Below are 21,426 nucleotides of genomic sequence, written 5' to 3'. Positions count from 1 at the left end.
TTCAATTAGGAGATTAAAAACATGAATAGAGTTGCTATTGTAAGTGCTAAAAGAACTGCTATAGGAAGTTTTGGAGGAAGTTTAAAAGATGTTCCTGCTGCAAAAATTGGTGGAGATCTTGTAAAACAAGCATTAGAAACTGTAAATCTTGATCCAAATCTTGTTGATGAAATTATATTCGGAAATGTATTGCAAACTGGTCTTGGGCAGAATGTAGCGAGGCAAATTGCTGTTAATGCAGGTATTCCAAAAGAGAAAAGCGCCTTTGTTGTGAATAAAGTTTGTGGTTCAGGGTTAAAGAGTGTTGTTCTTGGAGTTCAATCTATTATGGTAGGAGATAATGATATCGTAGTTTGTGGTGGAGTAGAGAATATGAGTGCAGCGCCGCATTATACAAAAAATGCTCGTTTTGGCCAAAAACTTGGTAGCTTTGAATTAGAAGATACTATAATCAATGATGGTCTGACAGATGCTTTTGAGAATTATCACATGGGTATCACTGCTGAAAATATCGCAGAGCAATACAATATTACAAGAGCAGAGCAAGATGAGTTTGCTCTAGCGAGTCAAAAAAAGGCGGCTTTAGCAATTGAGAATAATTTATTTTCTGAGGAAATTGCTCCGATAACTATTAAAACTAGGCGTGAAGAAATTATTTTTGATACAGACGAATATGTTCGTGGGAATACAACATTAGAAAGTTTAGCTAAATTGCGTCCGGCTTTTAAAAAAGATGGAACTGTAACAGCGGGGAATGCCTCAGGAATTAATGATGGAGCTGCTTGTGTTATTTTAATGAGTGAAAAGCGTGCCAAAGAGCTAGGTATAGATGTTCTTTGTTATATTGAAGGTTATGCTTCAGCAGGTCTAGATAATAAGGTAATGGGGCTAGGGCCGGTACCTGCAACACAAAAAGTATTAGAAAAATTAAATCTAAATATTGAAGACATTGATTTATTTGAAATGAACGAAGCCTTCGCAGCGCAATCTATAGCCGTAACACGTTTATTAAATCTAGATACGACTAAAGTTAATACGCGTGGCGGTGCAATAGCACTAGGACATCCAATAGGAGCGAGCGGGTGTCGTGTTTTGGTTACATTAGTGCATGCATTAATTAAAGATAACAAAGAAAAAGGGCTATGTTCTCTTTGTATAGGTGGAGGCCAAGGTATCTCTATGGTAATTTCTAGGGAATAAGGATACATTTTTATAAAAATATATATTATAAAAATGTGTATACTTAACTTAAATTAATTGCACCTATAAAAATAATTGTTTATTAATAAAGAAAGTGTTAAAATAGATAAGTGATTATTTTTAAGGAGAAATATTGTGAATAAATTCATGAAAGAACATGGACAAGTTATTTTGTGGTTCATCTTTCTAGTATTTATGATAATATCACTTAGTATGGTATTTACTCATGGTGTTAGATACGCTATTATAGTATTTGTGTTAAATTTCATACTATTATGTCCACCTATTGTAAGATTTATTCAGCGAAAAACACGTTTGAAAAAAGTTGTTTTAGGTGTTGTAAGTGCACTAGTTATGATGTTAACAATGTTAATGACGAATCATTTTAGTGAAGCTAGAAAAGAAGAACAGAGAAAAACTTTCCAAGAAAAAAAAGAAGAACGTGATAAAAAATTAGAAGAACAGTCTTCAGAAGATGATAAACTGGAGAATAAAGAACAACAGGTTTCTTCTTCATCTGTTGTTAAGAAAAAAAATGATTCGAGAGATGGTGATAAGAGTGAGATTGTTCAAGTATCTCAAAATCAACAAGCTCAACAATCAAAAAAGGTGATAGTAAGAGCGAGTAAGAAAAATGGCTATTATTATACACCAACACATCCTTCTTATAATAATGTTGCAGCTAAAAATCTATTAGTATTTAATTCAGAAGAAGAAGCTCAAAGAGCAGGATATAAAAGAGCTGTGTAGTAGTTATGAAAGATCTCAGACTAGGAATGTTTGAGGTCTTTTATTTCATTTGAAAGTTAAAATAAAAAAACGTGTTTGGGGAACACGTTTTTTTATTGAACTAAATTAAGTTCTAAGCAATTACTTGCTTGTTTATATCTAATCTTATATACAAATAACAAAAGAGTTTTTTAACTCTTTAAAAGGGAGAATGGCTTGCCTAGGGAGCGACAAGCCACATTATGAAAAAAATTAAAAAGTTTTATTATCTGTTAATATCATAAAGAATTAACCGAAATATTGGTTTAAACAAAAATAATTTCAAACTTAAAAGGGAGAAACGACAAATGTCGTTAAGTGTGAAATTTCATTACTTTTGTTTAGGTAATCATTATATACTGAAAACTTTAAATATACTTAAAATTAATTAAAATAATGAAATTTTTTCATGAGTTTTCATTTTTAATTCAAAGTTTATAGTTTTTCTATTGTGAAGCTCCAAATAATCATTGATTTGAGAAAAGATTTTGCTTCCAAAAAAGCCGCGGTATGCTGATAGTGGACTTGGATGGGCTGATTCTATAATTTTATGTTTTGAAGGATCGATAAGTTTCTTTTTCCCTCGTGCATAGTTTCCCCATAAAACAAAAACTACATTTTCATTTTTTTCAGAAATAGTTTCAATTATATAATCTGTGAAATCTTCCCAGCCCATTTTGCTATGACTCGCTGGAGAATTCTTTTCTACAGTTAGAACCGCATTAAGTAAGAATACACCTTGTTTAAACCAAGGTTCGAGATTTCCTGTGTTGGCGGGTTTGATACCTAAGTCATTATACAACTCTTTGTAGATATTTATTAAGCTTTTTGGAAGTGGGACACCATCGTTGACTGAAAAGCTTAAACCACAAGCTTGATCAGGATTATGATAAGGGTCTTGTCCTAAAATTACGACTTTGATATCTTCTAGCGCCAGATCGAAAACTCTAAAAACTTGTTCTTTTGGTGGATAGATTGTTGTAGTAAGACGTTGTTCATTTATTTTTTTTATCATACTATTAAGTTCATCTATTTTTTGGTAATTTTTGAATACTTCATTCCAGCTGTTATGCATATAAAACTCCTTTGAATAATATATTTATATAATCTTTTTAAAGTATAGCATAGTTATAAGTATATTAAAATAGCCGAAATGAAATTGCTTGGTTATAACAAGAATATAAGTAGTATGATATAATTATATTAATGAATATCTAGGAGGAATATGTATGAAATTGGGTTTTATAGGTGCTGGAAATATGGGGAAATCTATTCTAGAAGGATTACTTCGAAGTGGAAAAGTTAGTAACTCAGACATTTTTGTGAGAAATTCTTCAGATAAGAGTACTAGTAGAGTTGTTAATGAGATGGATGCTGTATTCTGTAGAAATCTAGAAGAGATAGTGAAAAATAGTGATATTATCTTTTTAGGAGTGAAACCATATCTAGTGGGAGAAATAATAGATGAAGTGGGAGACAATTTTAAAAATAAGATAGTTATTTCGATGGCAGCGGCAGTAGAAATAAAAGACTTAGAAAGAAAATTGCCTAATACTAAAATAGTTAGAATTATGCCGAATACACCTGTAAAAGTAGGTGCTGGAGTTGTAGGAGTTGTATTTAATTCTTTGGTAAATGATGAAGATAAAATAATAGTATTAGATTTATTAAGTAACTTAGGTATTGCCGAGGAAATATTGGAAAAAGACATGGCGGCTTTAACAGCTTTAAGTGGTTCAGGTCCTGCGTACGGATATTTATTTATAGAAGCATTAGCCGATGGTGCTGCTTTAAATGGTTTAAAACGTAGTGTTGCTTATAGACTTGCTGCAAACACTGTTTTGGGAGCTGCGAAAATGGTCTTAGAAACTAAAGAGCATCCAGGCAAGTTAAAAGATGATGTATGTTCACCAAGTGGAAGTACTATCGAAGCTGTGAGAGTTTTGGAACAAAAGAATTTCCGCAGTGCAGTTATAGAGTGTGAAAAAGCTTGTTTTGATAAATTAGATAGAATGAAATAAAACTAAGTTAAAAGCTTCAACCAAAGAGATTTGGCTGAAGCTTTTAGTTTCTATTTATTTAATTCATCTGTTAAGTTGTAAAGTTCATCTACTAGGTGACCAACATAAGCGATAGCTTCTTTAAGTGGTTCATCAGTACTTACATCACAACCTGCAAGTTTAGAAAGATCTAGTGCTGACATGCTACTTCCTTTAGTAAGAACATTTAGCCAAGTGTCTGCATAAGAGCTATCATTATCGATCTTATTAGCGATAGCTGTACCGATTGTTAATCCTGCAGAATAAGTGTATGGATATAGTCCCATGTAGTAGTGAGGTTGTCTCATCCAAGTAAGTTCTGCCCCTTCATTTACTACTAAACTATCTCCGAAGAATTCTTCCATAACATCACGTTTAACTTTAGAAAGAACATCAGCATTAAGCATTTCGTTGTTATCTACCATTTTGTAGATTCTGTCTTGATAAACAGCTTCTAAGTAGTGTGTTACCATATTGTGGAAGTATGTTCTACTAATCATGTTGCTGATAACCCAACGTTTGAAACGAGCATCAGTGTTAGTTTTCAGTAGGTAGTTAGATACGATAACCTCGTTACAAGTTGATGGAGCTTCAACGAAGTAAAGTGGGCAATCGTTGTTTAACATTGTTTGGTGTTTTCCTGTACTCATGAAGTGATATGCATGTCCAAGTTCGTGAGCAAGAACGAAAACTTCATTCATTTTTCCAGTCCAAGAAAGTAGAATAAATCCAGCTACATTAGGAACTGTTGCGCAGAATCCACCAGTACTTTTCCCGATGTTTTGAGGGAAGTCAGTCCAACGTTTGTCATAACTTTCATCAATCATTTTAACGTAGTCTTCACCAAGAACACCAAGTGCTTTTTTAAGGTAAGAACGAGATTCGTCGATAGTCATATCAACTTCGAAATCTGGATCAAGGTTAATTTTACAGTCTGCAAACTGCATATCTTCAATTTTATGTTCGCGAGCTAGAAGTTTAATGTAACGTTGAATATGAGGTGCTAAGTCTGTCATAAGAGTACGGATTTGACGATCATATAATTCTCGATTACCATCTTGCTCGGCTAATAGGTAGTCGATAACACTATCATAACCACGCATTGTAGCAAGCATTTTTTCTTTTTTGATTTGTGAAATATATTCATTTGCTGAAGTGTTTTTATAAGTATCTAATGTTTTATAGAAACTTTTCGCAGCATTACGGCGAATTTCAGTATCATTATCCATTTCATGTAAGTTTTCGTATAAAACAAAACTGTTTTCGAAAGTTTTTCCATTTGCTTCGAAGCTGTCGAATTGCATATCCTCGTGCTTAGTTACCTCGTATAGATTGTAATAACCGGGAAGACTCTCATAGTTTGCGATTACTTGTTCAGCTTCTTTTGATAATGTATGTTTTTTCTCCTGAACAATTTTTTCGAAGTAATATTCTAAATCGGGACGATAGTTTTTCACGAAATCTTTAATGAATTGCTCATCTAGTTCTACAAGTTCAGTATCGAAGAAACTTAAATTCCCTGCCCATAAAGTAGAAACATCTTCAAATAGTGTTACATTTTGTACTACATTGTCATTAAATCTATCCACCGCCATTGGTAACTCAGCGTAGTGAGATAGTTTATAGTATTCTTCGTAAAGTTCTTCGTATTTTTTAACGGCAGTATCTAAAGTAGCATGATTCGCTAATTTTCCTTCGTAAGTAGCCTTGAAATCTAAGATTTCTTTTTTAATATTTTCAAGGCTCGCTTTAAAATCTTCATCAGTTTTATATAGAAGAGTCATATCCCAAGTATATTTCTCTTCAACTTCATTTCTTGGTATTAATTTCATTTCAGTCATAGTTTACCTCCATTTATTAGTGTGGACACTAATAATCCAATTTCTATTTATATATTAAAAATATATCTAATATTAATTATAGTACTTTAATGTAGATAGGTAAAGGTAATTATATTAGTTTGTTATAAAACTATAAGTTATTTATATATATATATAGAAGAAAATCTAGATTATTATATAAATAACCTAGATTTACCTTATATTAATTAAATTTTATTTCATCTATTTTATTAGTTTTTCGAGTTATTATATATTCTCCTTTAGAGTCTTTTAATATAGCCTCAACTAATTGTTTAGCAACAGCATATTCTTCTTTAGCCATTGAGTTTTTCTCTTTTTCAAGATTTTCTTTAAAGATATCGTTCATAGGAGTTTTTGCATCAAGTGTAATTGTAGTAATCTCATTTGTATTAGTGTCTATTACTAAAGAAACTGGTATACTCATTTGTGATAAGTTTGCATCTCCATTGAATAACATATCATCATCACTTAATTTGAATTTATCTTTAATTTCAGAAAGTTTAATTTTTCCACTAAATGTTAGTTTTGTATCATTTTTTTCATAATTTTTATCTAGTACTAAGTCAAATATAGAACTTCTTCTGAAAAATTGATCTAATCCTGAAAGGAAATCTGCATCGTCTTCAAGTTTTTTAGCTACTAATCTCCCATCTACAACATCATATTTTTCATAACCAGAATCTATTTTTTTTAAGAAAACATGCTCTATTTCTTTTGAGTTTCCTTCAGCAGAAGTTTCTTGTTTAGAATAATCTTTTAATATATTTCCTTTTTCATCGATTTTAATATTCGATGTCATAGTTAGAGAAAAATGCTCATCTCCTACTTGAGTTTCTAGAGTAAGTTTACTGTCTAATTCAAGATTATTGTCTTTTGGGAAATTATTCAGAGCCGCTTTAACTATCTCTTCATTTGATAATTCTTTTTTTGCTTCTTGTTGCGTAGGTTGATTGTTGTTATCGTTTTTGTTTTGAGCACAACCTAGTGTTATTCCTGAAAGAACTGCGATAGCGACAGTTAATAATAACTGTTTTTTCATTCTATAACCTCCATAATTGTTTTCATAGTTACTATTTTACTTGTAAGAGTGATTTATGTCAACTAGTGAATTTTATAAACTTCTTTTTATTTTATAAAAAGTTTACGTTCATAATTTTTTGATGTATAATTTTACTAAGTAAAAAAATATTTATTAAAAAGCGAGGTATCTTATGAAAATAGCAGTAGTAGGTGGGGGAATAGTGGGAGCTACATGTGCTTATTATTTGTCAAAAGAACAAAAAAATGAAATAGTAGTTTTTGATTATGGCTTGGGTCAAGCTACAAAAGCATCAGCTGGGATTATAAGTCCGTGGTTTTCTAAAAGACGTAATAAACCTTGGTATAAGATGGCAAGACTAGGTGCGGATTTTTATTTAAAATTAGTCAAAGATTTAGAAGATGATGGCTATAATACTGACTTTTATTCACAATGTGGAGTATATTTATTGAAAAAAAATGAAGCTAAGCTACCTGAGTTAAAAGAACTTGCAGAAAGTCGTAAAGAATTATCGCCGATGATAGGGAATTTAGAGATAATTACAAAAGAAGAGATTCAAAAGATCATTCCTAGCTTCAACAACAATGGAGATGTACTGTATGCGAGTGGTGGTGGACGAGTAGAAGGAGAGAGATTCGTTAATACTTTACTTAGTGCCTCGAAGGCTAATGTCGTTAGGGAGAAAGTTAGTCTAAAGGTTGTGGGAGATAAGTATGAGCTTAATGGAGAGGTTTTTGATACTGTTGTTCTTGCGACTGGTGCGTGGTTAAAAGACATACTAGAGCCTCTTGGCTTTGATGTTGATGTCCGTCCGCAAAAAGGGCAACTAAGAGATTATAAAGTTTCTGATGAAAACACAGAATCTTATCCGGTTATTATGCCTGAGGGTGAATTGGATATTATCCCATTTGAAAAAGGTGTTGTTAGTGTTGGAGCGACACATGAAAATGATATGGGCTTTGATTTAACTGTTGATAAACAGCAACTTGATACTTTTGGTGAAGAAGCGGAGAGTTTCTTAGGTGAATTAAAAAATGCAGAGATAATAAATGAACGTGTTGGAATTAGAGCTTATACTAGTGATTATTCTCCGTTTTTTGGTGAGGTTCCGACATTAGAAAATGTTTATGCGATTAGTGGTCTTGGTTCTTCTGGTTTAACTACAGGTCCAATAATTGGCTATAGTGTAGCGAATATAATTTTAGGAAATGATATAGAATTAGATCCACGAGATTATAATATTGAAAACTACATAACACGTAAGTAAGAAGATATTATTAATATAACAATAAAAAAGCACTGAACGATTTTGTTCAGTGCTTTTTAATGTTTTCAGTTGTTAATTATTTGTGAGCTAATTCTTTGGCTCCACGATGACTTAGTACTGCGAATACGATACAAAGAACTGCAGATGCTAGAAGTACGTAAAGACCTCCAGACCATCCTACACGGTCAACAACGAATCCGATGAACCAAGTACCGAATGAAGCACCCACGATGTAACTCATGAATCCTCTTAGACCAACTGCGTTACCAACAGCAAATGATGGAACAACTTCCATAGTTTGAACTGATGCTAAGAATTGTGGTACGTAGATTAGACATCCAGAAAGGCTGGCAAATACGATTACCCATACTAGAGAAGTACTTTCCCAATATCCGATTAGACAGAAGAAAATGATAACCATTGCACCGATTGCTGGAGGCATACGGTAACCTTTGAATACTTTATCAGATAGGTATCCAGCAAGAAGTGTCGATGGGATAGCAGCCCACTCGAATAATGTGAAGGCGATACCCATTTGTCCTTTTGTGAATCCTTTAGTTTCTAATAAGTAAATTGGAAGCCAAGAGATTAATCCGAAACGGATTAAGTATACGAATGTATCAACTAAAGATACATACCAAGCGTGTTTGTTTTTTAATACGTAGTTTACGAAAATTTGTCCTGCACTTAAGTTTGCAGCTTCTTCTGGTACGTGTTTTACTTCTACTTTGTGAGTTTCACCAGTGATTTCTTCCATAGTTGGTAAACCTTCGTTTTCTGGTTTTCCTTTAACTAAAACAAGGATGATGATAACGAAGATAATAGCGATAATCGCTGGGAATACGTAGTATGCTAATTTCCAGTGTTCTTTACCAAAGATGAAGAATCCTAATGTAACAACACTTGCTACGATTCCTCCACCGACGTTGTGAGAGATGTTCCAAAGAGCAGTCATACGACCACGTTCTTTTTTAGGATACCAGCTTGCAAGTGTGATGAATGCTGGTCCAACTCCCATACCTTGGAAAAGACCTAGTAATATTACTAAGATTGATACTAAGAATACAGTGTGACTAACTCCAAGTGCTAAGTTTACAGATGCACAAAGGAAAAGACCAAGAGCCATATATTTTTTTGGATCGGCTTTATCAGCTAAACTACTCATGAACCCTTTACTTAATCCATATGCAAGTAACATGTAACTCATGATTGCACCCATTTGAGTTTTAGAAATTCCTAAAGATGCTTTAAGATCACTACTCGATAAACTGATGTTATTTCTAACAATATAGAATGCCATATATCCAAGGAATACCCCAAGGAAAGAAATAAATCTTAATTTCTTATAAGTTGGCATAACTTTATCGGCAGGAACTGTATGTGATTTAGCTTTAGGTTTTAAAAATGATAACATAAAAAATGTTCCTCCTAAATTATTATTTATATATAATTTTAATAACTGAAAACTATGTGTTATATCAGCATGTTAAATTATATACTACAGAAAGGGAGGTTGTCAATAGTTTTTTATATATTATATAATATTATTTTTTTTATAGTCTTAATTTTAGAAATGCCACTATTATTCTTTAAATAACACTTATAATCAAATAAACTTTATAAATATTTTTCATAATTGTCGATAAAAAACAACTACAAATGTAAGCTGGTTTGTAGGAAAAAACCTTACAATTAGGGTAAGGATTTTTCTTTTATTTAATAAAATGAAACTGTATTTGAAAACGATATATGTAGTTATATTTTTATAGTTTATATTCAATTAATGTGTTAATAAGAATTGAATTTATCTAAATAGATGAGATTCGATATGATTGAGCGCTTTGTATTTAATGATAATATTTATTTATTTAATAATATAGGTTAAAACTGTTGTAATAAGTATAGTATAGTATGTTATAATTTGCTGTGCTATAATAAAATGTGAAATAAAGATATGGATAGGTGAAGAGTTATGATTAGAAATTCTAAAATAATAGCTACTATAGGTGATGCTACAGATAAAGTGTTACGAAAAATAGTGGAAGGTGCAGCGGACGCTGTATTGATAGATTCTTATTATGGGAATAATGAACAAAATATTGAAAGAATAGAGGAGGTTAAATCTCTAAGAGAAGAAGTGGGAAGAGACTTAGCTATAATATATGATGTTGATCATATTTATGCGAAAAATAAGTATAAACTTATAAAAATAGATGGGGAGAATGTAGACTTTGCCTGTGCAAATGATGTAGATTTCGTTGCGTGTCCTTTTGTTGGGAACCTAGAAGAGATTACGAAGGTGAAAGAGATTATTAAGTCACATGGAAAAAATATAGGGATTATTGTTAAGATAGATTGTAAAGATGGTTATGATAATCTTGATGGAATACTAGAAATTGCGGATGCGATTATGATTAATCGTGACGAACTTGGGGTAGATATTTCGTATGAAGATTTACCTGGAATTCAAAAAGAAATAGTAAGAAGAGCTAATGAAGCTGCGAAAGTAGTTATTCTAACTACTCAAATGTTATATTCTATGGTTTACAATCCAAGACCGACTAGAGCCGAAGTGTCTGATGTTGCGAATGCGATTTTCGACGGTGTTGATGCGGTAATGTTAACAGAGGAGACTGCGATTGGTGATTATCCGTGTGAAGCGTTAGAAACATTAGATAGAATTATAAGAACTGTTGAGAAAAATAATGCTGTTGATGCTGAAAGATTCGAAGTGGAAGGATATAAAATGAGTATCTCTCACGCTGTCTCTATGACGACAAAACATCTTTTAGAAGCAGTTGACGTAAAAAGTATTGTAACTTATACAAAATCAGGAACAACAGCTCGTTTCATCGCGAGATATCGTCCAAATGTGCCTGTGTTAGCCGTTTTACCTGATAGAGAAAGTGCTAGAAAGTTAGTTATTACTAGAGGAATAGTACCGTATATCGAACCTAAGATGTTAAGTATGGAAGAGATGCTAAGTAATGCCTCTTCATATTCTAAAAAAGTTGAATTAGCGGAAGTTGGTGATCTTATCTTGATAACTGCAGGGCAACCAGATACAGGAAAAGGGACTGTACCACCTACAGACTTTGTATATGTAAGTAAAGTTGACTAGTTAGGTATTAATACGATTTGTAGGTACGAGTTTTAATGTCTATGTTGTTTAACATAATTTTTGTAGACGATACTTAATGTAGTATATTCTAGGAATTATAGAAGATATTTTGAGGGCTAATCAAAAAGCCCTAAATTTTAACAAAGTGTATATGAGAACTCATAGACGCAGTGATTTATTGATATCTAAATACGCTTTATAAAAGCTTTTTAGATATCTAATAAACTTTGTGGGGGTGACTCGATAAAATCGATTTTTTCTATGAAATCATGATTTTTGAGTCGCTCCCTTTTTCTTTTATAAAAAAATAGCACAACGCTTGCATTTTATGATATAATTAAATGTGGATTTTTGTACATATAATTGCAAACAATATGTGTACGGTAGCAATATTATGTAAAAGAAAGGAGATTATTTATGATAGCTGAATACTTATCAGGAGTGAGCACACTGACACTAATTATTCATTTGTTGGATATATTATTAGTTTGGTTTTTAGTTTATAAACTATTGAGTTTATTAAAAGGTACTCGTGGTATGCAACTTATTAAAGGTATTTTAATTGTTATTGGATTTAAAATATTCTTTAATTTTATTGGATTTAGAACGATGACATACATATTTGAACAAGTAGTAACTTGGGGAGTATTGGGAATAATGATTATATTCCAACCAGAATTACGAAGAGCTCTTGAGTATATTGGAAGGGTACAGCTGTCTAATATCTTTAATATAAATTATAAAGATGTTCAGAAAAATTCTACTGAACATATTATAAAAGCTGTTGTTGATTCATCTAGACATATGGCGCGTCGAAGAATAGGTGCACTAATCGTACTAGAAAATAATACTGGTCTTGATGAGTATGTAGAAAGTGGTATTACGGTCAATGCTGAGGTGACAAATGAACTTATAATTAATATTTTTATTCCAAATACACCTTTGCATGATGGCGCTATAATAATCGATGAAAATAAGATTCGTGCAGCAAGTTGTGTACTTCCTTTGTCGGATAATAGATCGATAGCTAGTAGTTATGGGACAAGGCACCGTGCTGCTTTAGGATTATCTGAAGTGACAGATGCCATTATAATTGCCGTTTCCGAAGAGACTGGGAAGATTAGTGTTTGTCATAATGGGATTTTAACTTCGGATTATTCAACAGACGAACTGACAGATTACTTGGCAAAAAACTGGAAACAGCAAGAAAAAATAATTAAATAAGAGGTGATATTATGCAACTAAAAGAAAACAATAAGTTAAAGTTAATATCATTTTTAATAGCAATACTATTGTTCTTATCGGTGAATGAGAATTTTAAAAACTTTTCGGTTCTCGGAGATACTACTAGTGATAATGCAACTGCTTGGGTGAGTGATGTTTCACTTGATGTCGACTATGATAGAGATAAACTCTATGTAGTAGGTATTCCTAATACTGTGTCTGTGAAATTATCTGGAACGCAAACGAAGGTTCAAAAAGAAAGTGTTGCTAAAAATTTCAAGGCAAAATTGAACCTTAGAAATGCCCAGATAGGTGATGATCAGAAGGTTAGAATCGAGATAGAAGGTTTAGAAAAAGGTGTAGATGGAACCGCGGAACCATCTACAATAACGATATCTATTAGAGAAAAAGCGACAAAAGAGTTCAAAGTTACACCAATAGTAAAAAAAGAACGTCTGTTAATTGGATATGAGGTAGATAAACTTAGCGTATCTAATCCAACTGTTAAGATTTCTGGTGCGGTAGAGAGTCTCAACAGAATTAATGAAGTTCGTGCTGAAAGTGATGTGCGTACAAAGATTAATAGAAATACTAGAGAAGAGGCTAAGTTAGTAGCTTATGATAGTGATTACAATAAAATTGAGGATATCCAGATAGAGCCAAATTCAACGGTTATGAATATTGAATTGAAGAATATTGAAAAAGAGGTTCCGTTAGAGGTAAACACTGTAGGAAATCTTCCTTCCGGATTTGAATTAATTAGTGCGACTGCAGACGTTTCCAAAGTAACTATAAGAGCAGAAGATGCAGCTAGTTTAGCTAGAGTGCAAGAGATGTTTGTTGATGTCGATTTAAGTGATATTAAAGAAGAAACAGAAGAACGTAGCAATTTGAAAATATATCCTAAGGAGAGTATTAGAATTGCGACAGATACACCGATTGTTAAAGTAACAATCAAGATGAGGAAAAAATAATTATGGCGGATAAAAAATTAATATTTTTGGCTGTTAATATGCTTATTACAGTTTTTAGTTTAGCTATAATAATCGCTACGATGTTCATAGAAAATCAAAGGATTAAAACCACTGCGATTTTCGTAGCTATAACTATATTAATAGTTCAAAAGATAGTAGAAATAAGAGTAATCAGAGAAACAAGAAAAGTCAGCATTGTAATATTGTGTATTATTATTGTTGCAACAGTGTACTTTGGTTATAGATTGTTTTAAAATGTGTAGAGGGGACTGAGAAAAGATTAGAAATATCATTAGATGAAAATTTTATTTTTAGTCTTTTTCTATACAGTTTATGTAATTTCAAAAAGGATTGTATAGATATTTATTGATTGATAAATTATCATTTAAGTATTGTATGCTTGTTTGTTATACTTTTTTTGATTAAACTTTTACCCCTTTGATAAATTTATAGGAGATATTATGAATAAACTTTTTTCATCAAAAATATATATAAATCATAGATTTAAACTCATTATGTTACTAGACTTATTGACGGTTACGTTAGGTGTAGTAATGTCAATATTTTTAGGTAAAGCATCAAATCCATTTGCTATGTTAAATGATCATTTTAATGAAATATTAGAATTTTTAGTGATTTCATTGGTTGTATATGCAATTAGTTTTTATTTATTTGGTACTAATAAATCATTATGGTCTTACTTAGGTGTTAATGAGATAGTAAATATTTGTATTTCTGTAGTTTTAGGTGACTTGATTACAAGTATTCTTTATCAATATATGTTACCTGATACATTCTCAAATGTTAGATTTGCTATTTTTTCACCGTTATTAATAATAGCGGGGATGATGTTTATAAGGATGTTATATCGTGCTTTACGAGAGAGAGAAGCTGGTAAGTATGGGGCTAGCACATATAAAAATACATTTATAATTGGTGCAGGAGATGCAGGATATATATTATTAAAAGAGTTATCTAAAAATAATATTTTTCGTGCTAATGTAGTTGGTCTTATAGATGATAATCGAAAAAATTCTGTAATTAGTGGAGTTACTGTAGTTGGAACAACTTATGAATTATTGAAACTTATTCCTACATATGAAGTAGAGCAAGTTTTTTTAGCTATCCCTTCAATTAGTGCTTATAACAAAAACAGAATATTAAATGTTCTGAAAGAAGCTAATGTTAGTGTTAAGGTAATGAATTCTGGTATTGCAGTAGAGGATGGGGAAAGTATTACTAAGCATTTGAAGGATGTATCTATTGAAGATTTACTAGGACGAGGAGAAGTAAAACTTTCTCAAGGAGAGATTCGTTCTTATATTGAAGGAAAGAGTATTCTTGTTACTGGTGCCGGTGGTTCGATTGGAAGTCAAATTGTAAGAGAAATATTCAAATTTAAACCAACTCAACTTGTCTTAGTAGATGTTAACGAGAATGCATTATACATGCTAGAGCGTGATTTAGATTTTGAAAAGTCACACAGTAAGGAGTATGATAATATAAATTATATTTCTGAAATAGTAAGTATCCGTGAAAAAGATGCTTTAGCTGAGGTATTTGATAAGTATAAACCGAGCGTTGTATTCCATGCGGCAGCACATAAACACGTACCTTTAATGGAACGTCGTCCACAAGAAGCGATAAAAAATAATGTCTTTGGGACAAAGAACGTTATGGATGTAGCTATCGAAAAAGAAGTAGAGAGATTTATTATGATTTCTACTGACAAGGCGGTAAACCCTACGAATGCGATGGGAGCTTCGAAACGTTTAACAGAGATTATTTTACAATCAAAAGGTAATAAGTATAAAACGAAATTTGCTGCAGTTAGATTTGGTAATGTATTAGGTTCAAATGGTTCAGTTATTCCTATTTTTAAAGAACAAATTAAAAAAGGTGGACCTATCACAATTACACATAGAAATATTATTCGTTACTTTATGACGATTCCAGAAGCGGCGCAATTAGTACTACAAGCAGGATATTATGCAAGTGAAGGGGAAATCTTCCTATTAGATATGGGAGAACCTGTGAAGATTATAGATCTTGCGACAAACTTAATTAAATTATCTGGATTAGAACCGTATAAAGATATAGATATCGAAGAAATTGGTCTAAGACCTGGTGAGAAAATGTATGAAGAGTTATCTCTTGATTACGAAAGTAGTGAAAAGACTGATAACCAAATGATTTATAAAAATACAACCTTAGACATTGATGTAGAAGAACTAGACAAAAAACTGGTAGAGTTGAAATCAATGTTAGGGCATTCAACAAATGAAGAAATTCGTAGCAAGCTATTTGAAATAATAAATTGTTATAACGGATAAAAAAAGAAGGGCGATTCAAAAGTAATTTTGAATCGCTCTTTCTAGCTACATAAGGGAACTTTAGTATAGCTAGTTTTAGAGAGTGTCTTATTTTTCTACGGTTTTAGTTTTTTTATCTATATAGTTATTTATAACCAAAGCTAACAACATAGGTAAGTTCATAAAAAAAACTTCAATCACAAATAATATGATTTTGTATTTTTGTTTAAAATCTGAACTGAGTTCTCTATCTAATATTGATAATAGTGCGATACCAAATAAAATATAGAATACTAGAAATATAAAATATCTTTTTTTAATTTTTTTCGTGTTTAACATAAGAACCCCCCCTGAAATCGAGTATTGCATATTTACTATGAAATAAGTATATATGATATGAAACATATACCTTTGGTATCTTTAATATAGCATAAAAATTTTAAAAATTAAAGACTGATAAAATGTTTATTTTTATGATATAATAAAGATTAGTAGTATTTTTTACTAATGATAGTTAACATAACATTATTTAGAAGAAGATTTAATAATTGAGCGCTGATTTCAGAAGAATAACTTTTTTGAAGTTGGTGTTTTTTAGTTATCGGGATTAGGTTGTTGGTATATTATTACATCGAATTATCTTTGATATTTCAATAGATGAATATAGTGTGGTATAATATTTAAGTAAAATAAATAGGGAAAATTTAAGAGGTAGGGGCTGACAAAAAGGTCCTGAATTTTAACAAAGTGTATATGAGAATTCATAGACGCAGTGATTTATTGACATCTAAATTTGCTTAATAAAAGCTTTTTAGATATCTAATAAACTGTGCGGGGGTGACTCCGAAAAATCAATTTCTCCGAAATCACGATTTTTGAGTCACTCCCTATCTAATTGATAGTGAGGTGATTAAATGAGTAAAGTTGCAGGTAAGGTAACGAAAGTTGAAAGCAAAGGATTATATATCAAACTAGAAAATGGCAAAGATGCATTTTTACCAAAGGAAAATATGTTTATAGGTAAAAAGAAGAAGCTAGAAGAGATTTTTTCTGTTGGTTTTGTTATTAAAGCTGAGGAGAAAAATACAAAGGATTCTTTAGTGATTTTGACACAAAAAGAGTTGAAACAAGCAGAAGGTGAGAAGAAAAAAGTAGAGAAAAACTCTAAGGAAAAACAGAATAAGAAGAAAAATAAACTGAAGTCTCCGATTAAAAAAGAAGCTAAAGAACAGCCTGAAGTCCAGAAAAAACAAGAAGTGCAGGAAGATAATCAGGAGCCTAAACAGGAGAGAAAAACTCTAAAAGACTTGAAAAAACTTCAATTTATAGGAAATATGAAGATTTCAGTAGGGAAAGGTAAGAAGAGTAATATTACTGAGCTATCTGAGGAGAAAGAAGAGAAAAAAGAAATTCCTCCAGCACCAGAAGGATTGCTAGAAGATATAGTTGCGACTACAAGGCAAGCTGAAGGTAAGTTCAAAAAAATTAAGAAAGAACTTCAAGAAAGAGGTTATCTAGATGGACATTAATATTTTATGGCAAAAAACTGATAAAATAGCACTAGGTCTGTCAGGAGGAGTGGATTCTATAGCATTATTTCATCTGCTTGTTACAAAGTACAAAGATAGTTATAAAGAATTAGTAGCGTTTCATATAAACCATGGTCTAAGAGAACAGTCTTATGAAGAAGCAGAGTTCGTAGAGAATTTTGTCAAAAACTACAATGTTAAGTTCTACAAAAAAGAGCTAAATATGAAAGATTTAGCAAGAGATAGTCATACATCAGAGGAAATGCTCGCAAGAGAACTACGTTACGATGCTTTTGAGGAGATGTCTTCATTAGAAGGCGGCGTGAAATTAATAACTGCGCATCACAAAAATGATCAGGTAGAAAATATCATTATGAGACTACTTAGTGGACGTAGTATGGATTATAACTTGATGATAGAAGAAAAGACGACTATTGGAAAACTAGCAGTTTATCGTCCATTATTAAATATCTTAAAAGCAGACCTTGAGCAGTATGCTGATAAAAATGACTTAAAATACTATGTAGATTTAACAAACTTCGATATTGATTATACAAGAAATAATATAAGGCATAATATTGTACCGTTGTTAAATGATGTAAATGCTGCAAGTTTTGATAATTTGATAAATTTTTCTAGCTATTATCAAAATATTAATACTGAATTGAAAAATAAAGTATTAGAAGACAAAAATGATTATGTAATTTCAACAAAAGATGGTAAGGTTGAGCTAGATAAAGAAAAATTATTAAAAAATACTAAAGAAGAGATTTGTTTTTTGCTAAGAGACATATTAGCAAATAATTTTGGTATTTTTGATGTAAAACAAAGAGCGCTATTTGCAATAATAGAAGACTTAAAAAGCAGAAATAATAACAAAAGTTATGATTTAAAAAATAATTTAAAAATAATTAGCGAATATAATAGTATTTATGTTCATAAAATCGAAAAAAAATGGTATAATGATAAGATAGAATTAATAATAGATGAAGTAGATATTAATAAAGTTTATACATTTCATCAGAGTAATTTTCTAATAACGACAACTAATAACTCATCAGAAGTAGGATTTAACAAGGAAGACTTGCCGCTCGTAGTTACGACTAAGAGAGATGGAGATAGGATTCAAAGAGGTAAGGTTAGTAAAAAACTTTCACGTCTTTTTATCGATGAAAAGATTCCCAAGGAACTTAGAGACAAACTTCCGATAATTCGCAACAAAGATGGGATTTTAGGAGTTTTAGGAATAAATACTAAAGTCAACAAAAATAAAAAATATGATTATTATATAAACATGAAAAGATAAAACAGTGGAAAATTTATTAAAAGATATCGAGAAAGTTCTATTTACACACGAGGAAATCGTAGTTGCTAGTAAGAGAATCGCCAAGCAAATTGAAGAGGATTATAGAGATAAATGTCCTGTTCTAATTTGTACATTAAAAGGGGCATTACCTTTTATGGCAGAGCTTTTAAAACATATTGATATTCATGTAGTTACTGATTTTATGGACGTATCTAGTTATCACGGAGGAACTGAATCTTCTGGTGTAATTAAAATCAAAAAAGATTGTGGAATGGATATCGAAGGTCGTCACGTAATTATCGTTGAAGACATCGTAGATACAGGAAGAACCCTTAAAGCTCTTATTGAAAACCTAAAAGGAAGAAATGTTGCTTCTGTAGCATGTGCTTCATTAGTAGATAAACCTGAGACTCGTGTAGTTGATGTTGAAGCTGACTACATCGGAATAGTTTCACCAAATGAATTCCTAGTAGGATTTGGTTTAGACTATGATGAAAGATATAGAAACTTACCTTATATCGGTATTCTAAAAGAAGAGATTTACTCATAATAATATTTTAATCAAAAAAGGTCAAAATATTAGTCAAACTTTAGTTACATATGGTAAAATAAATTATGTTTAGAAAAATGATAGGAGGAAGATTGTCTATATGAATAACAAAAAAAGGCAAAACCCTATCCTTGGTATGCTTGCGTTAATCGTTATTGCGATTGGATTATTTGCATATTGGCAGCAAGATTTACCTGGGACAACTGAAAAAATAGACTATGCTAAACTTGTTCAGACTATTAAGGATGACAAAGTTAAAGAAATAAGTCTACAAAGAAAAGATGAGAACTACAATGTTAAAGGTACTTACACAGATGGTAATAAGAACTTTGAGAGTGTAGTTGCAGCATCTGATTCTGAAGTACAAAAACAAATTAATGAAAAAGCTAAAGATGGAAAATTAAATGTAGTAGAATACAAACCAGCTGAAAAAACAGGAGCAATCTTATCATTCTTAGGTAACATTATTCCATTTATCTTAATGATGGGTCTTTTAGTTTTCTTTATGTCACAAATGCAAGGTGGCGGTGGAGGTAAAGTAATGAGCTTCCAAAAATCTAAAGCTAAAAAAATTGATGGAGGAGAAGCGAAAGTTACATTCGCTGATGTAGCTGGAGCTGATGAAGAAAAACAAGAACTTGCAGAAATGGTTGAGTTCTTAAAAGATCATCGTAAATTCACTAAGATGGGTGCTAGAATCCCTAAAGGTGTCCTACTAGAGGGGCCTCCAGGGACTGGTAAAACTTTACTAGCTCGTGCTGTAGCTGGTGAGGCAAAAGTACCATTCTTCTCAATCTCAGGATCTGATTTCGTTGAGATGTTCGTAGGGGTTGGGGCAAGTCGTGTTCGTGACCTATTCAAAGAAGCTGAAAAGAATGCGCCATGTATCATTTTCATCGATGAGATTGATGCTGTAGGACGTAAACGTGGAAGCGGAGTAGGTGGAGGAAATGACGAACGTGAACAAACTCTTAACCAACTTCTTGTTGAAATGGATGGATTCGATGGTGAAAAAGGTATTATCGTAATTGCAGCTACTAACCGTGCTGACGTATTAGATAACGCTCTTAGAAGACCAGGTCGTTTCGACAGACAAATTAAAGTTTCTACACCTGATGTAAAAGGTCGTGAAGCTATTCTTAAAGTACACGCTAAAAACAAACCACTTGCTAAAGGTGTTGACCTTCGTTCATTAGCAGAAAAAACTCCAGGATTCTCTGGTGCGGATCTTGCTAACATTCTTAACGAAGCGGCATTATTAGCAGCTCGTGAAAATAAATCTAGTATTGAAAAAGAAGATTTAGATGAGGCTATGGACAGAGTAATCGGTGGTCCAGCTAAACGTAGCAGAGTATACACTCCAAAAGAAAAACGTTTAGTAGCTTACCATGAAGCAGGTCATGCAATCGTAGGTATGGTACTTGATAGTGCTGATAAAGTACAAAAAGTTACTATTATCCCACGTGGTGATGCTGGTGGATATAACCTTATGATTCCGGAAGAAGAAAAATACTTCCAAACTCGTACAGATTTAATTGACAAAATCTGTGGATTACTTGGTGGACGCGCTGCTGAGCAAATCTTCTTTAACGAAGTATCTACAGGAGCTCACAATGACTTCGAACGAGTAACGGCTATTGCTCGTGCGATGGTTACAGAATACGGTATGAGTGATGCTGTAGGACCAATGCAAGCTCCATTCCACGATCCATACGGTGGACGTCAACTTTCAAGTATCGGTAACTACTCAGAAGAAATGCTGAAAGAAATCGATATCGAAGTTCGTAAGATTATTAACGAATGTTACGCTAAAGTTCTTCACATCATTGAAACTCACAGAGATCAATTAGAACTTATTGCACAAACACTTATCGAAGTTGAAACAATCGATAGAAAAGAAATCGTTGCTCTTTACCAATTTGGAAAAATGCCAAAAGACTTAGACGAAAGAGAAGCAGAACAACTAGATAAAGTAGTGAATAAGAAATATTACGAAGAAGAAGCTCGTAAAGCCAAAGAAGAAGCTGAGAAAAAAGCTCAAGAAGAGGCTAAAAACGAAGAAGATAAAGTTGAAAAGGTTGAAGAAAAAGACCTAGAAGACGAAAAATCAGAAGATAAACCTTCTGACGAAGAATAAAAAATAAACCCTAGATTTGGAATTAACCAAGTCTAGGGTTTTGTTGTATTCTTTTAAAGTGTCATTATATCAGTGTTTATATATGATATTCATAATCT

General features: G+C 32.0%; 18 protein-coding genes. 13 read left to right on the top strand and 5 right to left on the bottom strand.

What is annotated here, in order from left to right; genetic code table 11:
• Nucleotides 1-21: 21 nt before the first annotated feature.
• The gene (locus ACWOBP_RS03275) at nucleotides 22-1,200 is read left to right on the top strand and encodes an acetyl-CoA C-acetyltransferase (RefSeq protein ID WP_455337440.1); all 1,179 of its coding nucleotides are present in this window, start codon (nucleotides 22-24) and stop codon (nucleotides 1,198-1,200) included.
• A 135-nt stretch (nucleotides 1,201-1,335) separates the two neighbouring features.
• Nucleotides 1,336-1,950: a sunset domain-containing protein gene (locus tag ACWOBP_RS03270; RefSeq protein ID WP_455337439.1), complete on the top strand. Its 615-nt coding sequence runs from the start codon at nucleotides 1,336-1,338 to the stop codon at nucleotides 1,948-1,950.
• 406 nt (nucleotides 1,951-2,356) lie between these two features.
• Here ACWOBP_RS03270 and ACWOBP_RS03265 read toward each other — a convergent pair whose 3' ends face one another.
• A complete protein-coding gene (locus tag ACWOBP_RS03265; RefSeq protein ID WP_455337438.1) occupies nucleotides 2,357-3,043 on the bottom strand; it encodes a uracil-DNA glycosylase in 687 nt (228 codons plus the stop codon).
• Nucleotides 3,044-3,197: 154 nt separating this feature from the next.
• On the opposite strand from ACWOBP_RS03265, the gene proC reads away from it, so the two are divergent.
• Entirely contained in the window at nucleotides 3,198-3,989 is a 792-nt protein-coding gene (gene proC, locus ACWOBP_RS03260; RefSeq protein WP_455337437.1) for a pyrroline-5-carboxylate reductase, read from the top strand.
• Between the two features lie 50 nt (nucleotides 3,990-4,039).
• On the opposite strand, the gene pepF is transcribed toward proC, so the two are convergent.
• The gene (gene pepF, locus ACWOBP_RS03255; RefSeq protein ID WP_455337436.1) at nucleotides 4,040-5,848 is read right to left on the bottom strand and encodes an oligoendopeptidase F; all 1,809 of its coding nucleotides are present in this window, start codon (nucleotides 5,846-5,848) and stop codon (nucleotides 4,040-4,042) included.
• Between the two features lie 202 nt (nucleotides 5,849-6,050).
• On the bottom strand, nucleotides 6,051-6,908 hold the full coding sequence (locus ACWOBP_RS03250) for a hypothetical protein (protein WP_455337435.1): 858 nt from the start codon (nucleotides 6,906-6,908) through the stop codon (nucleotides 6,051-6,053).
• 172 nt (nucleotides 6,909-7,080) lie between these two features.
• Here ACWOBP_RS03250 and ACWOBP_RS03245 point away from each other — a divergent pair, with 172 nt between their 5' ends.
• A complete protein-coding gene (locus ACWOBP_RS03245; RefSeq protein ID WP_455337434.1) occupies nucleotides 7,081-8,175 on the top strand; it encodes an NAD(P)/FAD-dependent oxidoreductase in 1,095 nt (364 codons plus the stop codon).
• Between the two features lie 76 nt (nucleotides 8,176-8,251).
• Here ACWOBP_RS03245 and ACWOBP_RS03240 read toward each other — a convergent pair whose 3' ends face one another.
• A complete protein-coding gene (locus ACWOBP_RS03240) occupies nucleotides 8,252-9,589 on the bottom strand; it encodes an MFS transporter (protein ID WP_455337433.1) in 1,338 nt (445 codons plus the stop codon).
• A gap of 558 nt (nucleotides 9,590-10,147) precedes the next feature.
• On the opposite strand from ACWOBP_RS03240, the gene ACWOBP_RS03235 reads away from it, so the two are divergent.
• The 5 genes from ACWOBP_RS03235 (at nucleotide 10,148) to ACWOBP_RS03215 (ending at nucleotide 15,827) form a co-directional block, all read left to right on the top strand.
• A complete protein-coding gene (locus ACWOBP_RS03235; protein WP_455337432.1) occupies nucleotides 10,148-11,296 on the top strand; it encodes a pyruvate kinase in 1,149 nt (382 codons plus the stop codon).
• 417 nt (nucleotides 11,297-11,713) lie between these two features.
• Entirely contained in the window at nucleotides 11,714-12,520 is an 807-nt protein-coding gene (cdaA, locus tag ACWOBP_RS03230; protein ID WP_455337431.1) for a diadenylate cyclase CdaA, read from the top strand.
• An 11-nt stretch (nucleotides 12,521-12,531) separates the two neighbouring features.
• Nucleotides 12,532-13,494 (top strand): CdaR family protein, encoded by a 963-nt coding sequence (locus tag ACWOBP_RS03225; protein ID WP_455337430.1) that lies wholly within the window; start codon nucleotides 12,532-12,534, stop codon nucleotides 13,492-13,494.
• Nucleotides 13,495-13,496: 2 nt separating this feature from the next.
• Nucleotides 13,497-13,748: a hypothetical protein gene (locus ACWOBP_RS03220; protein ID WP_455337429.1), complete on the top strand. Its 252-nt coding sequence runs from the start codon at nucleotides 13,497-13,499 to the stop codon at nucleotides 13,746-13,748.
• Nucleotides 13,749-13,955: 207 nt separating this feature from the next.
• On the top strand, nucleotides 13,956-15,827 hold the full coding sequence (locus ACWOBP_RS03215; protein WP_455337428.1) for a polysaccharide biosynthesis protein: 1,872 nt from the start codon (nucleotides 13,956-13,958) through the stop codon (nucleotides 15,825-15,827).
• Between the two features lie 87 nt (nucleotides 15,828-15,914).
• Here the strand turns inward: ACWOBP_RS03215 and ACWOBP_RS03210 are convergent, their stop codons facing one another.
• Nucleotides 15,915-16,145: a hypothetical protein gene (locus ACWOBP_RS03210; protein WP_455337427.1), complete on the bottom strand. Its 231-nt coding sequence runs from the start codon at nucleotides 16,143-16,145 to the stop codon at nucleotides 15,915-15,917.
• 575 nt (nucleotides 16,146-16,720) lie between these two features.
• Between ACWOBP_RS03210 and ACWOBP_RS03205 the strand changes: the two genes are divergently transcribed.
• From ACWOBP_RS03205 to ftsH, 4 genes are all read left to right on the top strand, one after another.
• Nucleotides 16,721-17,335, top strand: a complete 615-nt coding sequence (locus ACWOBP_RS03205) for a S1 RNA-binding domain-containing protein (RefSeq protein WP_455337426.1) — start codon at nucleotides 16,721-16,723, stop codon at nucleotides 17,333-17,335.
• Nucleotides 17,325-18,641, top strand: coding sequence for a tRNA lysidine(34) synthetase TilS (gene tilS / locus ACWOBP_RS03200; RefSeq protein WP_455337425.1), 1,317 nt, complete (start codon nucleotides 17,325-17,327; stop codon nucleotides 18,639-18,641). The genes ACWOBP_RS03205 and tilS overlap by 11 nt, the downstream gene beginning before the upstream one ends.
• A 4-nt stretch (nucleotides 18,642-18,645) precedes the next feature.
• On the top strand, nucleotides 18,646-19,191 hold the full coding sequence (gene hpt, locus ACWOBP_RS03195) for a hypoxanthine phosphoribosyltransferase (RefSeq protein ID WP_455337424.1): 546 nt from the start codon (nucleotides 18,646-18,648) through the stop codon (nucleotides 19,189-19,191).
• A gap of 100 nt (nucleotides 19,192-19,291) precedes the next feature.
• A complete protein-coding gene (gene ftsH, locus ACWOBP_RS03190; RefSeq protein WP_455337423.1) occupies nucleotides 19,292-21,328 on the top strand; it encodes an ATP-dependent zinc metalloprotease FtsH in 2,037 nt (678 codons plus the stop codon).
• The last annotated feature ends 98 nt before the right edge of the window (nucleotides 21,329-21,426 follow it).

Source organism: Gemella parahaemolysans, from assembly GCF_053758945.1.
Note: the sequence above shows the minus strand (reverse complement) of the source record. Positions and strands in the feature narration are given on the sequence as shown.